This is a genomic window from Photorhabdus antumapuensis, from assembly GCF_020387775.1.
In the GTDB taxonomy this organism is placed as follows: Bacteria; Pseudomonadota; Gammaproteobacteria; order Enterobacterales; family Enterobacteriaceae; genus Photorhabdus; species Photorhabdus antumapuensis.
Window position 1 is genome coordinate 20,743 of sequence record NZ_JAHZMK010000036.1, and the last position, 13,590, is coordinate 34,332.

The following is a 13,590-nucleotide window of genomic DNA, read 5'->3' on the forward strand; positions in this document are numbered from 1 at the left end:
AGCCTTGCTTTATCATAAAGAAATGATACAAAAAACGGGCAACTTGACTAAATTCTTCTCAAGGATACTTATACTCGTTTATACGATAGACGTTAATTCTTTTGTCAGCTAAGTTGTTTAATAATAAAAACACCCTTCTATTTTAAAAGGGTGTTTTTAATTAAATTAACTTGAAAAACAATGAATTAGAGTAAGAAACTATCCAGCGTTTTTCCTTCATCTTCAATTGCTTTTTTGATAACAGCAGGTGTACGTCCTTGGCCAGTCCAAGTTTTAGTTTCACCGTTTGTATCAACATATTGGTATTTAGCTGGACGTGCAGGACGTTTTGCTTTACCAGCAGATTTGCCGGAGCTCATTGTCTGAAGCAATTCGCTTGGATCAATTCCTTGGTCAAGAATCATTTTGCGAACTTCTTCCAATTTACGTGTACGTTCCTCTAATTCAGCTTGTACCTGACTTTCTTCTTCACGACGTTCTTCAACAACGACGAGCAGTTTTTCAAGTATTTCATCTAAGAACTCAAGTTGACATTCTCTTGCTTGGGCTCGTAAAGTACGGATGTTATTTAGGGTTTTTAAATCGCTCATTGTCCTGGTCTCAAATTATTAATGATGATGGCTGATGTGGATATAATAATAGAATGCTATTTTATTTTCTGCAATAGTCAATTTCTCATATTCGGATAAAATAGCTCTTTTTTTTTAAACGTAATTTCTTTACAAAAGTTATATAGCGCTTTTTATACAGCTATTTCGATTGTCATTCCCCAATAACATGTTCAGGGTACCTTTAACAAAGAGGGGACATGATAATCTCTCTAATTTATAAACCAGGTATATACTAAATCGGTAAGTAATTTTAACTGTTTCTTATCATACCTGCTAAAGCAGAATAATACTAAGTTAAAAAAAACTTATGACTAATCCATGAGTTATCGCTGATTTACTGTTACCGTTTTCTGGAAGTAAATCACGCACATTATTAATTTGCATACGATATGCAACAAATCAGTCTGGCTTTCATTTCTTAATTTAAACATGAGCATTTGTCATTCAAATGTGCTTTATTACTCGGCTGGTGTGATGGTGGCCATGAATCATTAAGACATCACTAAGCTAAATATTTCGGTATATCAACCGGTGCAGCTTACTGAGATGGATAATCACGACTAAAGTTTATGGTAAACTCATCTGACTATATGGCTTTATAAATTTTGTTAAGGGGCAGGGTTGATGGCTCAACTTTATTTTTATTACTCCGCAATGAATGCTGGAAAATCGACATCTTTGTTGCAATCCTCTTATAACTATAATGAAAGAGGGATGAGAACGCTGGTGTTTACCGCAGAAATTGACACCCGGTTTGAAAATGGAAAAGTCAATTCTCGGATTGGATTATCTTCTGATGCACTTCTGTTTAGTCAACAGACAGATATTGGTGAGTTGATCAGAAATGAAAATAAGCAGGAAAAAGTGCATTGTGTGCTTATTGATGAGTGCCATTTTCTCACGAAAGCACAGATCGAACAGATATGTAAGGTGACCGACTACGATGATATTCCGGTTCTTTGTTATGGGCTGAGAACTGATTTCAGAGGCGAGCTTTTCAGTGGTAGCCAGTATCTTCTGGCGTGGGCTGATAAGTTAGTTGAATTGAAAACTATTTGCTATTGTGGACGTAAAGCGAACCGTGCATTACGTTTTGATAGCGAAGGTGCGGCTATTTATGATGGCGAGCAAGTTGATATCGGTGGCAATGAAAAGTATATGTCTGTTTGCCGTAAGCACTATATGGATGCTATTAGTGAGGCGAGGAAAAACAGAAAGGATAGCGTGTAATGGATAGACTTTTTGTGAAGCGGTCGGATGCTCTGTTTGAGAGTTTGTATTAAGAATAGGGCAGCGGTAAGTTAAAGGGCGCTGATATCAGCACCCTTAAGTGGTATTTAATCAATTAATAAATTTGTTCTTACCGGCTTTCTTCTGTCGTAACAGTTTCTGTGAATTCGCGTCCATAGTATGAATCCAACAGCAATTGTTTCAGCTCAGAAATCAGCGGGTAGCGTGGGTTAGCACCGGTACATTGGTCATCGAAGGCATCTTCGGATAACTTATCAATTTTTGCCAGGAAGTCAGCTTCTTGAACTCCCGCTTCACGGATAGATGTCGGGATACCTAGCTCAGACTTGAGCTCTTTCAGCCAGGCTAACAGTTTTTCAATTTTTGTGACAGTATGGTCACCAGTAGCAGATAAACCGAGATGATCGGCAATTTCAGCGTAACGACGGCGGGCTTGTGGGCGATCATATTGACTGAATGCAGTCTGTTTGGTTGGATTATCATTAGCGTTATAGCGAATAACATTACAAATCAGCAATGCGTTAGCCAGTCCATGCGGGATATGGAACTCAGAACCCAGTTTATGCGCCATAGAGTGACATACCCCCAAGAAGGCATTAGCAAATGCAATCCCTGCAATAGTTGCCGCATTATGAACCCGTTCACGGGCAACTGGGTTAGTGGCCCCTTCATGATAGCTGGTTGGGAGGAACTCTTTCAGTAGTTTTAGCGCTTGCAGTGCTTGTCCGTCAGAGTATTCGTTTGCCAGAACTGATACATAAGCTTCCAAAGCGTGGGTAATGGCATCTAGTCCACCAAAAGCACAGAGTGATTTCGGCATATCCATGACTAGATTGGCATCAACGATAGCGATATTAGGTGTCAATTCATAATCAGCCAGTGGATATTTCTGACCGGTTGCATCATCAGTGACAACCGCAAATGGTGTCACTTCAGAACCTGTACCGGAAGTTGTGGTAATGGCTACCATTTTCGCTTTAACCCCCATTTTGGGGAATCTATAGATGCGTTTACGGATATCCATAAACCGTAGAGCTAGCTCTTCGAAATGAGTTTCAGGGTGTTCATACATCACCCACATAATTTTGGCCGCATCCATTGGGGAGCCTCCCCCTAGGGCAATAATGATGTCCGGTTTGAATGAGTGCATTTGTTCCGCACCCTTACGAACAGTGCTTAGGGTGGGGTCTGCTTCAACTTCAAAGAAAACTTCTGTTTCTATCCCGTGGGATTTCAGCACATCAGTGACTTGATCAGCATAACCATGATTAAATAAGAACCGATCTGTTACGATAAAAGCGCGTTTTGCACCATCGGTTGCAACTTCTGCTAACGCCACAGGCAGGGAGCCGCGACGGAAGTAAATTGATTTCGGAAGTTTATGCCACAGCATATTTTCTGCTCTTTTCGCCACGGTTTTGGTATTGATGAGATGTTTGGGCCCTACATTTTCAGAGATGGAGTTTCCTCCCCAAGAGCCGCAACCTAGTGTCAGAGATGGAGCAAGTTTGAAGTTGTAGAGATCACCGATACCGCCCTGAGAAGCAGGGGTATTCACTAGAATACGGGCTGTTTTCATTTTATCGCCGAAATACTTGATTCGTGCCGCTTGATTGTCCTGATCGGTATACAAGCAGGAAGTGTGACCAATTCCGCCCATTTCAACCAATTTTTCTGCCTTTTCTACGGCATCTTCAAAGCTATTACCACGATACATAGCGAGCAATGGAGACAGTTTTTCGTGAGCAAAGGGTTCTGCTTCATCAATCAAACTCACTTCTCCAATCAAGATTTTGGTCCTTTCAGGAACATTAATGCCTGCCATTTCAGCAATTTTTGTTGCAGATTGACCAACAATTTCTGCATTTAGACTGCCGTTTTTCAGAATGATATCTTGAACAGCTTTCAGTTCCTTGCCTTGTAACAGATAACCGCCATGAGTAAAGAAACGTTTACGCACCTGATCATAAACGGCATCCACCACGATAACGGATTGTTCTGAAGCGCAGATGACGCCGTTGTCAAAGGTTTTGGACATCAGAATAGATGCAACAGCACGTTTAATATCAGCTGATTCATCAATGACAACCGGGGTGTTACCGGCACCGACGCCGATTGCGGGCTTACCAGAGCTGTATGCCGCTTTTACCATACCTGGACCACCGGTCGCCAGGATTAGATTGATGTCCTGGTGGTGCATCAATGCATTGGAAAGCTCAACGGAGGGTTCATCAATCCAGCCAATAATATCTTTTGGCGCACCAGCCGCGACCGCAGCCCTCAGAACCAATTCTGCTGCTTTGGTTGTTGCTTTTTTGGCGCGTGGGTGGGGTGAGAGAATAATGCCGTTACGGGTTTTTAGGCTGATGAGGGCCTTGAAAATAGCGGTAGATGTTGGGTTGGTGGTTGGCACGATACCGCAGATTAAGCCAATAGGCTCAGCGATAGTGATGGTGCCGAATGTTTTGTCTTCAGACAAAATGCCGCAGGTTTTATCATCTTTATAAGCGTTATAGATATATTCGGAAGCAAAGTGGTTTTTGATTACTTTGTCTTCGACAATGCCCATACCGGATTCTGCTACGGCTAATTTTGCTAAAGGGATACGTGCATCTGCCGCTGCAAGGGCCGCGGCGCGGAAGATTTTGTCAACTTGCTCCTGAGAAAAATTAGCAAATTCACGTTGTGCTTTTTTTACCCTGGCAACCAGTTCGTTCAGTTCAGTAACATGAGTTACAGTCATAAAGAAGTACTCCTGAAAAATATTAAAAATCTTTTAATATCAATGAATAAGTATTTTTTAGACTATTTAGCTTGGTGATTTTTTGGTAACTACAGGTTATCATTTGGTATTAAATATATATTGATCTTAATCACATAAATTCCAAAGCTGACTCCTTTCAGCTTGGGTCAGTGATAATTATTATTGATTGGGCTGTAAATAGCGTTAAGAGGTTGAATTTTTAATCTAATGGAAATATCGGGTTAACAACTTGTTATATAAGATATTTTAAATTAAAAAATGCGTTGTGGTCGATGGAAAATCGAACTTTGCCAGTATAAAGTGAAGAAAAAATTAAGTTTTCTATTATTTTAGGGAGAGCGATCATGAGAATATTTTTAATAACACAGCGTGACTCAATAGAGGTTTTTTGTGGGTGACTTACTGCTGGATCTGCCTGGTTACATTAAGTTTTTTGTTGGGCTGTTTGCACTGGTCAATCCTGTTGGTATTTTGCCAGTTTTTATCAGTATGACTCATTACCAAGCTCAATCGGTTCGTAATAGAACTAACTTTATTGCCAATATTTCTGTTGCCATCATTTTATGGACATCTTTGCTGTTAGGTGACTCGATACTGCGTATGTTTGGCATTTCCATTGATTCTTTTCGTATTGCCGGTGGGATTTTGGTTGTGACCATCGCGATGTCGATGATTAACGGTAAACTTGGAGAGGATAAACAGAATAAGCAGGAAAAATCAGAAACAGCCATTAGAGAAAGTGTTGGTGTTGTGCCGCTGGCATTGCCGTTAATGGCAGGTCCCGGTGCAATCAGTTCTTGTATTGTCTGGAGTTCTCGTTATCAGGGATGGCAGAATTTTATTGGGTTGGTGCTTACCAGCGCGTTGTTTGCTTTTTGCTGTTGGTTATTATTTCGAGCTGCACCTTTAGTCGTCAAATATCTTGGGCAAACAGGTATTAACGTTATCACCCGAATTATGGGACTGCTATTGATGTCTTTGGGAATTGAACTGATTGTGACAGGGATCAGAGCGCTATTCCCAGGGTTGCTTTGATATGATTTACGATAAAAGGTGTTAGCTTTCTTTCAAGTGAAACTACAAATTATAATATTCTTATCATTTTTATTATAAAGCCTATTTCATAGGCTTTTCTCACTTCTTTTACCGGTACTTCCTGAATTTTATACAAATAACCCAATATTTTTCTAAATTATTCTTTCCTGTTAGTTCAATGTGTAACTGGTTGCTTCCACCACTGTTTTGTGATGAATGTAGGTTTTTAATTTGCATTGATTGCAATTTGTTAAAATTATGTTTATTTTCATCTTTGGTCTAGCTTTGTTTACTATTTTAGTGAAGTTTTAAGTTGATAATGCTATATGTATCAATTGCTTATAATAAATTTTGGGATATTTTATCAATTAATGTAATAAGTCGTACTAAGTTGTTTGTAAGGATGATTTTTGCAATATGAGAGCGATATTTTAACAATTGATATGATAAGTTGCCTTTAATATTTAATCCGTTACTTTGGGCTAAATAATGTGAAGATACCGGACTTGATTGGATATGTGGAATGAACTGGTCCATCAAACTGGAGGTAAAAAATGAAGATCAAACAATTAAAATTACATAAGTTTATTTCCTGTATATTTTTATTATCAGCGTTTCCTGTTACAGCCGTGTCTGCCGCTGAACTTCCAGATGGTGTAAAACTTGCGGATAAACAGCAGATTATTATTAATAATGGCGCAGAAGTTGCTTCGCTTGATCCACATAAAGTCGAAGGTGTACCAGAATCCAACATTATTCTTAATCTCCTGGAAGGGTTGGTGAGTACAGGCTCCGAGGGAGAGGTTGTGCCAGGCGTTGCGACCCATTGGGAAAATCAGGATTACAAGGTATGGACTTTTTATCTGCGTGATAATGCTAAATGGAGTGATGGAACACCCGTCACTGCACATGATTTTGTGTATAGCTGGCAACGTTTGTCTGATCCACATGTGGGTTCACCTTATGCCAGCTATCTTCAATATGCTTATGTTGAAAACATTGATGATGTTCTGAAAGGTAAAAAATCACCTGACCAGTTGGGGGTTAAAGCGCTGGATGATCATCGTTTGCAGGTGACTCTGACACATCCCGTGCCTTATTTCGTCAATATGCTCAGTCATACGGCAATGAAACCAGTGAAAAAGGATTTGGTCGAAAAATTGGGTAATAAATGGACGCTGCCAGAAAATTATGTGGGTAATGGGGCGTATTTGTTGAAAGAGTGGGTGGTGAATGAGCGGATTGTGATTGAACGTAATCCACAATACTGGAATAGCGGCAAAACAATTATTGAGCAAGCAACGCTTTTACCCCTTCAATCCGAAACCAGCGGTGTTAACCGCTACCGTAGTGGGGAAATAAATATCACCAATAGTGCTATCCCTCCGGATCTGTATCGGAAAATGAAAAAAGAGATCCCTGATCAGATGCGCGTCAGCCCTTATCTCTGTACGTTCTATTACGAAATTAACAATAATAAACCCCCGTTTACTGATGTAAGAGTCCGTGAGGCTGTCAAGTTAACTCTCGACAGAGATATTATTGCGGGGAAAATTATGGGGCAGGGGCAAGTACCGGCCTATGGTTTTACGCCAACGTTTATCGGAGGTGGTGATTTTGCTAAACCTGAGTGGGCTGGCTGGACACAGGAACAGCGCAATAAGCGTGCCAGAGAATTACTGGCGCAGGCGGGTTTTAATCAGGCGAATCCACTGAAGTTCACATTGCTGTACAACACATCTGATCAAAATAAACAGCAAGCTATTGCCGCCGCTTCCATGTGGAAAAAGAATCTGGGAGCCGATGTGATTTTACAGAATCAGGAATGGAAAACCTCTCTCGAAAGTCGTCATCAAGGGAATTATGAGGTGACCAGAGCAACTTGGTGCGCGGATTACAATGAACCTACTGCGTTTTTAAATATGTTGCTTTCTCATAGCAGTAATAACACGACTTTCTACCAGAATAAAAACTTCGATAGCTATCTGGAGCAGGCGTTAGTCGCTAAAAATGCGGCCGCGCGTAAGAAATTATACCAACAAGCCGAGTTGCAACTGGATAAAGACTCGGTGCTGATTCCCGTTTATTACCGGGTGAGTGTACGGCTTGTTAGCCCATCAGTGGGAGGGTTTTCAGGGAAAGACCCATTGGATTATATGGATATTAAGCGACTGTATATGATAAAAAATTAGACAGTCGCTTTATTCGAAAGAGTTACTGAGACCCTGCAAACAAAATCGTTCCTTTTGTATGCAGGTGGTAATCCACCCCTTATTTCTGGGCCGTCGGTTGATAACGAATTTGACGGTATAAAATTGGAGTAGAAAAAGATGATAAACACAACGAAAAAGAGACTACTTACTGTCAGCATCAGCGCTGCACTGAGTATGGTAATGGCAAGTCAGGTCTTGGCTGCAAAAGTGCCTGATGGTGTTCAATTAGCTGATAAACAGGTTTTAGTCCGTAATAACGGCTCTGAACCACAATCGCTGGACCCGCATAAGATTGAAGGCGTGCCAGAATCACATTTGGCACGTGATTTGTTTGAAGGTGTCGTCATCGTTGGTCCGAATGGCGAAATTTTGCCAGGTTCTGCGACCCGTTGGGAAAATAAAGACTTCACCGTCTGGACATTCCATATACGTAAAGATGCTAAGTGGTCTAATGGTGATCCTGTCACTGCGCATGATTTTGTTTACAGTTGGCAGCGTCTGGCTGATCCTAATACTGCTTCTCCCTATGAAAGTTACCTCCAGTATGCCCATATCACCAATATTGATGACATCATCGGTGGTAAAAAGAAACCAGATACTTTGGGTGTAAAGGCGCTGGATGACTATACATTGCAGCTTACATTGAGCGAAGCGGTTCCTTATCTACCAAGACTTTTGGCTCACTCTTCAATGTCGCCGGTTCATAAAGCTACGGTAGAAAAGTATGGTGAGAAATGGACTCAGCCACAGAATTTTGTCGGTAATGGTGCTTTCAAACTGAAAAACTGGGTGGTCAACGAACGTATTGTGATGGAACGTAGCTCGACATATTGGGATAACAAAAATACGGTTATTGATCAGGTCACTTTCCTGCCAATTTCCTCAGAAGTAACAGATGTAAACCGTTATCGCAGCGGTGAAATTGATATGACTTATACCAATTTGCCGATTGAGTTATTCCAGAAACTGAAAAAAGAGATCCCTAACGAGCTGCATATTAACCCACATCTATGTACTTATTATTACGAAATTAATAACGAAAAGCCGCCATTTAATGATCCTCGCGTCCGTACTGCATTGAAGTTGGCGATGGACCAAGACATTGTGACCAATAAAGTAAAAGCACAGGGTGATATCCCTGCTTACGGTTTTACACCGCCGTTTACTGATGGTTTTAAAGAAATAAAACCAGCATGGTTTACTGATTGGAACCAGGAAAAACGTAACCAGGAAGCCAAAAAATTACTGGCCGAAGCGGGTTATACTAAAGATAATCCATTGAAATTTAACTTGCTTTACAATACCTCCGATCTGCATAAAAAAATTGCGATCGCGGTATTTTCTGTTTGGAAGAAAAATTTAGGTGCTGATGTCCGTTTGGAAAACCAGGAGTGGAAAACTTTCCTGGATACTCGACATCAGGGTAATTATGACGTAGCCCGTGCTGGCTGGTGTGCCGATTACAACGAACCTTCTTCATTCCTGAATTCAATGCTTTCTTATAGTAGTAATAACACGGCTCATTATAAGAGTGAAGAGTTCGATAAACTGGTGAAAGAATCTCTACAAGTAAAAACAGATGATGAGCGTGCGGCTGTTTATCAAAAAGCAGAAGCGCAGTTAGATAAAGATTCGGCTATTGTCCCCCTTTATTACTATGTGAATACCCGGTTAGTGAAGCCCTATGTTGGTGGCTATACAGGGAAAGATCCTTTGGATAATTTACACACCAAAGATTTTTATATTATCAAACACTAATCGTTGTAAAGCAGCCCGGAAAGGGCTGCTTTAGTATCAAATTATTTTAAGGCCAGGGTTAAGGGCCAACACATAGGAACGGGCAATGCTTAAGTTTATTCTACGCCGTTGTTTAGAGGCGATCCCGACACTTTTTATTCTCATCACTATTTCGTTTTTCATGATGCGGCTGGCGCCAGGCAGCCCATTTACCGGTGAACGGAAATTGCCACCAGAAGTTATGGCAAATATTGAAGCGAAATATCATCTGAATGACCCCATGTATAAACAATATTTTGATTACTTAATCCAGCTTTCCAAAGGGGATTTTGGGCCTTCTTTTAAATATAAGGACTACACAGTTAATGATCTGGTCGCAACGGCATTTCCGGTGTCGGCTAAATTGGGTGCGTCAGCATTTATTATGGCGGTTATCTTGGGGATCAGCGCCGGGGTTATTGCTGCACTTAATCAGAACACAAAGTGGGATTATACGGTTATGGGGTTCGCCATGACGGGGGTTGTTATCCCAAGCTTTGTTGTGGCACCGCTATTGGTGCTGGTGTTCGCTATTCATCTTAAATGGCTGCCGGGAGGGGGCTGGAATGGCGGGGCGACAAAATTTATGATCTTACCCATGATAGCACTGTCTTTGGCCTATATCGCCAGTATCTCGCGTATCACCCGGGGTTCGATGATAGAAGTGCTGCACTCTAATTTTATCCGTACTGCACGTGCTAAAGGGTTGCCATTACGTATCATTATATTCCGTCATGCCTTAAAACCCGCTTTGCTGCCGGTCATCTCTTATATGGCGCCTGCTTTTGTCGGTATCATCACCGGTTCAATGGTGATTGAAACAATCTTTGGTTTACCGGGAATAGGGCAGTTATTTGTTAATGGGGCGTTGAACCGTGACTATTCATTGGTATTAAGCCTGACTATTTTGGTTGGTGGCCTGACTATTCTGTTCAATGCGATTGTTGATGTGTTGTATGCCGTCATCGATCCGAAGATACGTTATTAAGATTGGAGCGCGCAATGATAGTCAATAAACAAAACAGCGAAGCTCTGGAAAATTTCTCTGAGCAACTGGAAATTGAAGGCCGCAGTTTGTGGCAGGATGCACGACGTCGTTTTATTCACAACCGGGCAGCGATTGCCAGTTTGTGCTTGTTATCTTTGATTACTTTGTTTGTGATCCTGGCACCGATGCTGGCCCAGTTTACTTACGATGATACTGACTGGGCTATGATGTCTATGTCACCTGATTTTGAATCAGGTCACTATTTCGGTACCGATTCCTCTGGCCGTGATTTACTGGTACGTGTTGCTATTGGTGGGCGTATTTCATTGATGGTTGGGATTGCCGCAGCCTTAGTTGCAGTAGTCGTTGGAACTTTGTATGGGTCATTATCCGGTTATCTGGGTGGAAAAATAGACTCAGTGATGATGCGCTTGTTGGAAATTCTGAATTCATTCCCATTCATGTTCTTTGTGATCCTGCTGGTGACCGTTTTTGGACAGAATATTTTGCTGATATTTGTTGCGATTGGCATGGTGTCATGGCTGGATATGGCGCGTATTGTCCGTGGTCAGACACTGAGCTTGAGACGTAAGGAATTTATTGAAGCGGCGCTGGTGTGTGGGGTGTCAACCCGTTACATCGTGTTACGCCACATTGTCCCTAATGTATTGGGTGTGGTGGTGGTTTATGCATCTTTATTAGTCCCAAGTATGATTCTGTTTGAATCATTTCTTAGCTTTCTGGGATTGGGAACGCAGGAGCCATTAAGCAGTTGGGGAGCGTTGTTGAGTGATGGTGCGAATTCGATGGAAGTTTCCCCGTGGTTGCTGATGTTTCCTGCCGGTTTTCTGGTGGTGACACTGTTTTGTTTTAACTTTATCGGCGATGGCTTGCGTGATGCCCTCGATCCGAAAGATCGTTAAGGAGGTAACATGAACAGCGTTAAAAACCAGAAAAGTTCTGAGCCGTTGTTAATTGTTAACGATTTGAACGTGACTTTTAGTACCCCGGATGGGGACGTTACCGCGGTGAACAAGCTGAATTTTGATTTACGGGCAGGGGAAACTCTGGGAATCGTCGGTGAATCTGGCTCTGGAAAATCACAAACTGCTTTTGCTCTGATGGGATTGCTTGCCAGAAACGGCACGATTGGCGGCTCTGCTATTTTTAATGGCAGGGAAATTCTTAACTTGCAAGAGAAAGAACTTAACCGTATGAGAGCGGAAGAAATATCAATGATATTTCAGGACCCAATGACCTCTCTCAATCCTTATATGCGTATTGGTGACCAGCTCACAGAAGTATTAATGCTGCATAAACGTATGAGTAAAAGTGAAGCATACCTTGAATCGATTCGGATGCTGGATGCCGTCAAAATGCCAGAAGCACTTAAGCGAATGCGGATGTATCCTCATGAATTTTCTGGTGGGATGCGTCAGCGCGTAATGATCGCAATGGCATTGTTATGCCGGCCAAAATTGCTGATTGCTGACGAGCCGACAACTGCACTTGATGTTACGGTTCAGGCACAGATTATGATTCTGCTGAATGAACTGAAACAGGAGTTTAATACCGCGATAATTATGATTACTCACGATTTGGGAGTGATTGCCGGTGTTTGTGACAAAGTACTGGTGATGTACGCGGGAAGAACAATGGAATATGGCACGGCCCGCGAAGTGTTTTATCAACCAACGCATCCTTATTCTATTGGTCTTCTTAGTGCTGTTCCCCGTCTTGATGGTGATGAAGAGTTATTGACAACAATCCCGGGGAATCCGCCTAATTTATTACGGTTGCCGAAAGGGTGCCCGTTCCAGCCACGTTGTCAGTTTGCAATAGGCCATTGTGTAGATTGTGAACCAAAGTTAGAGGCATTTGGCAATGGGCGTTTGCGAGCTTGTTTTAAAGCACCGGGAGAATTGGTATGAATCCGATTGAAGAAAGACGCGTGCTGCTGGAAGTCGTTGATCTGAAAGTCCACTTTGATATCAAAGATGGCACACAATGGTTTTGGCAACCAGCAAAAACTCTGAAAGCGGTTGATGGCGTCACATTGAGGTTGTACGAAGGGGAAACTCTTGGTGTGGTTGGCGAATCTGGTTGCGGTAAATCGACTTTTGCCCGCGCAATTATCGGATTGGTCAAGTCTTCCGGTGGCTCGGTAACTTGGTTGGGAAAAAGCCTGCTGGATATGAATGATAAGCAGTGGCGGGATATTCGCAGTGATATTCAGATGATATTCCAAGACCCATTAGCATCCTTAAACCCGCGAATGACGATTGGCGATATTATTGCTGAACCACTGCGCACTTATTATCCTAAGATGAAAGAGCTGGAAATTAAAGAGCGGGTAAAAGCGATGATGATGAAGGTTGGGTTATTGCCGAATCTAATTAACCGTTACCCGCACGAATTCTCTGGCGGTCAATGTCAACGTATCGGGATTGCCCGTGCGCTTATTCTTGAACCTAAGTTGGTGATTTGTGATGAACCGGTATCTGCACTTGATGTCTCCATTCAGGCTCAGGTCGTAAACCTGTTGCAGGAATTACAACGGGAAATGGGGCTGTCGCTAATTTTCATCGCCCATGATCTTGCCGTGGTTAAGCATATATCTGACCGTGTATTGGTGATGTATCTTGGGCATGCGGTGGAATTGGGTACTTATGATGAGGTTTATCATAATCCACAGCACCCTTATACCAAGGCGTTGATGTCGGCAGTGCCGGTGCCTGATCCGGATAAAGAACGAAATAAACACATTGAATTGCTGGAAGGTGAATTACCGTCACCTATCAACCCGCCATCAGGATGTGTTTTCCGTACTCGTTGCCCAATGGCAGATCCTGAATGTGCTAAAACCCGGCCCTTGATGGAGGGGAGTTTCCGTCATGCCGTGTCTTGTTTGAAGGTTGATCCATTGTAGTTATTGAGGAACTTTGTAAGACA

The 13,590-nt window shown here is 42.1% G+C and carries 10 protein-coding genes; 8 read left to right on the forward strand and 2 right to left on the reverse strand.

Annotated features, from left to right (window positions below; translation table 11 throughout):
* Positions 1–185 precede the first annotated feature (185 nt).
* Complete coding sequence (hns, locus tag KZ793_RS15025) at positions 186–590, reverse strand: histone-like nucleoid-structuring protein H-NS (protein ID WP_225816082.1); 405 nt, start codon at positions 588–590, stop codon at positions 186–188.
* Positions 591–1,235: 645 nt separating this feature from the next.
* Here hns and KZ793_RS15030 point away from each other — a divergent pair.
* On the forward strand, positions 1,236–1,841 hold the full coding sequence (locus tag KZ793_RS15030) for a thymidine kinase (protein ID WP_118985985.1): 606 nt from the start codon (positions 1,236–1,238) through the stop codon (positions 1,839–1,841).
* Between the two features lie 130 nt (positions 1,842–1,971).
* On the opposite strand, the gene adhE is transcribed toward KZ793_RS15030, so the two are convergent.
* Positions 1,972–4,605, reverse strand: coding sequence for a bifunctional acetaldehyde-CoA/alcohol dehydrogenase (adhE, locus tag KZ793_RS15035; RefSeq protein WP_225816083.1), 2,634 nt, complete (start codon positions 4,603–4,605; stop codon positions 1,972–1,974).
* 411 nt (positions 4,606–5,016) lie between these two features.
* Between adhE and KZ793_RS15040 the strand changes: the two genes are divergently transcribed.
* From KZ793_RS15040 to oppF, 7 genes are all read left to right on the forward strand, one after another.
* Positions 5,017–5,661 (forward strand): YchE family NAAT transporter, encoded by a 645-nt coding sequence (locus tag KZ793_RS15040; protein ID WP_225816084.1) that lies wholly within the window; start codon positions 5,017–5,019, stop codon positions 5,659–5,661.
* A gap of 554 nt (positions 5,662–6,215) precedes the next feature.
* Positions 6,216–7,853 carry an ABC transporter substrate-binding protein gene (locus KZ793_RS15045; protein ID WP_225816085.1) on the forward strand — a complete coding sequence of 546 codons (1,638 nt, stop codon included), beginning with the start codon at positions 6,216–6,218 and terminating at the stop codon, positions 7,851–7,853.
* Positions 7,854–7,991: 138 nt separating this feature from the next.
* Positions 7,992–9,632: an oligopeptide ABC transporter substrate-binding protein OppA gene (gene oppA / locus KZ793_RS15050; protein ID WP_225816086.1), complete on the forward strand. Its 1,641-nt coding sequence runs from the start codon at positions 7,992–7,994 to the stop codon at positions 9,630–9,632.
* A gap of 85 nt (positions 9,633–9,717) precedes the next feature.
* On the forward strand, positions 9,718–10,638 hold the full coding sequence (oppB, locus tag KZ793_RS15055) for an oligopeptide ABC transporter permease OppB (protein ID WP_225816087.1): 921 nt from the start codon (positions 9,718–9,720) through the stop codon (positions 10,636–10,638).
* Positions 10,639–10,652: 14 nt separating this feature from the next.
* Positions 10,653–11,561, forward strand: coding sequence for an oligopeptide ABC transporter permease OppC (gene oppC, locus KZ793_RS15060; protein WP_118985991.1), 909 nt, complete (start codon positions 10,653–10,655; stop codon positions 11,559–11,561).
* Positions 11,562–11,570: 9 nt separating this feature from the next.
* Positions 11,571–12,569, forward strand: coding sequence for an ABC transporter ATP-binding protein (gene oppD, locus KZ793_RS15065; protein WP_225816088.1), 999 nt, complete (start codon positions 11,571–11,573; stop codon positions 12,567–12,569).
* Positions 12,566–13,567, forward strand: a complete 1,002-nt coding sequence (gene oppF / locus KZ793_RS15070; protein ID WP_225816089.1) for a murein tripeptide/oligopeptide ABC transporter ATP binding protein OppF — start codon at positions 12,566–12,568, stop codon at positions 13,565–13,567. Before oppD ends, oppF begins: the two co-directional genes overlap by 4 nt.
* Positions 13,568–13,590 lie beyond the last annotated feature (23 nt).

Coding starts and splice junctions, on each gene's coding strand:
- oppC (WP_118985991.1), top strand. CDS start 10,653: ATGATAGTCAATAAACAAAACAGCGAAGCTCTGGAAAATTTCTCTGAG.
- oppA (WP_225816086.1), top strand. CDS start 7,992: ATGATAAACACAACGAAAAAGAGACTACTTACTGTCAGCATCAGCGCT.
- adhE (WP_225816083.1), bottom strand. CDS start 4,605: ATGACTGTAACTCATGTTACTGAACTGAACGAACTGGTTGCCAGGGTA.
- KZ793_RS15045 (WP_225816085.1), top strand. CDS start 6,216: ATGAAGATCAAACAATTAAAATTACATAAGTTTATTTCCTGTATATTT.
- KZ793_RS15030 (WP_118985985.1), top strand. CDS start 1,236: ATGGCTCAACTTTATTTTTATTACTCCGCAATGAATGCTGGAAAATCG.
- hns (WP_225816082.1), bottom strand. CDS start 590: ATGAGCGATTTAAAAACCCTAAATAACATCCGTACTTTACGAGCCCAA.
- oppD (WP_225816088.1), top strand. CDS start 11,571: ATGAACAGCGTTAAAAACCAGAAAAGTTCTGAGCCGTTGTTAATTGTT.
- oppF (WP_225816089.1), top strand. CDS start 12,566: ATGAATCCGATTGAAGAAAGACGCGTGCTGCTGGAAGTCGTTGATCTG.
- oppB (WP_225816087.1), top strand. CDS start 9,718: ATGCTTAAGTTTATTCTACGCCGTTGTTTAGAGGCGATCCCGACACTT.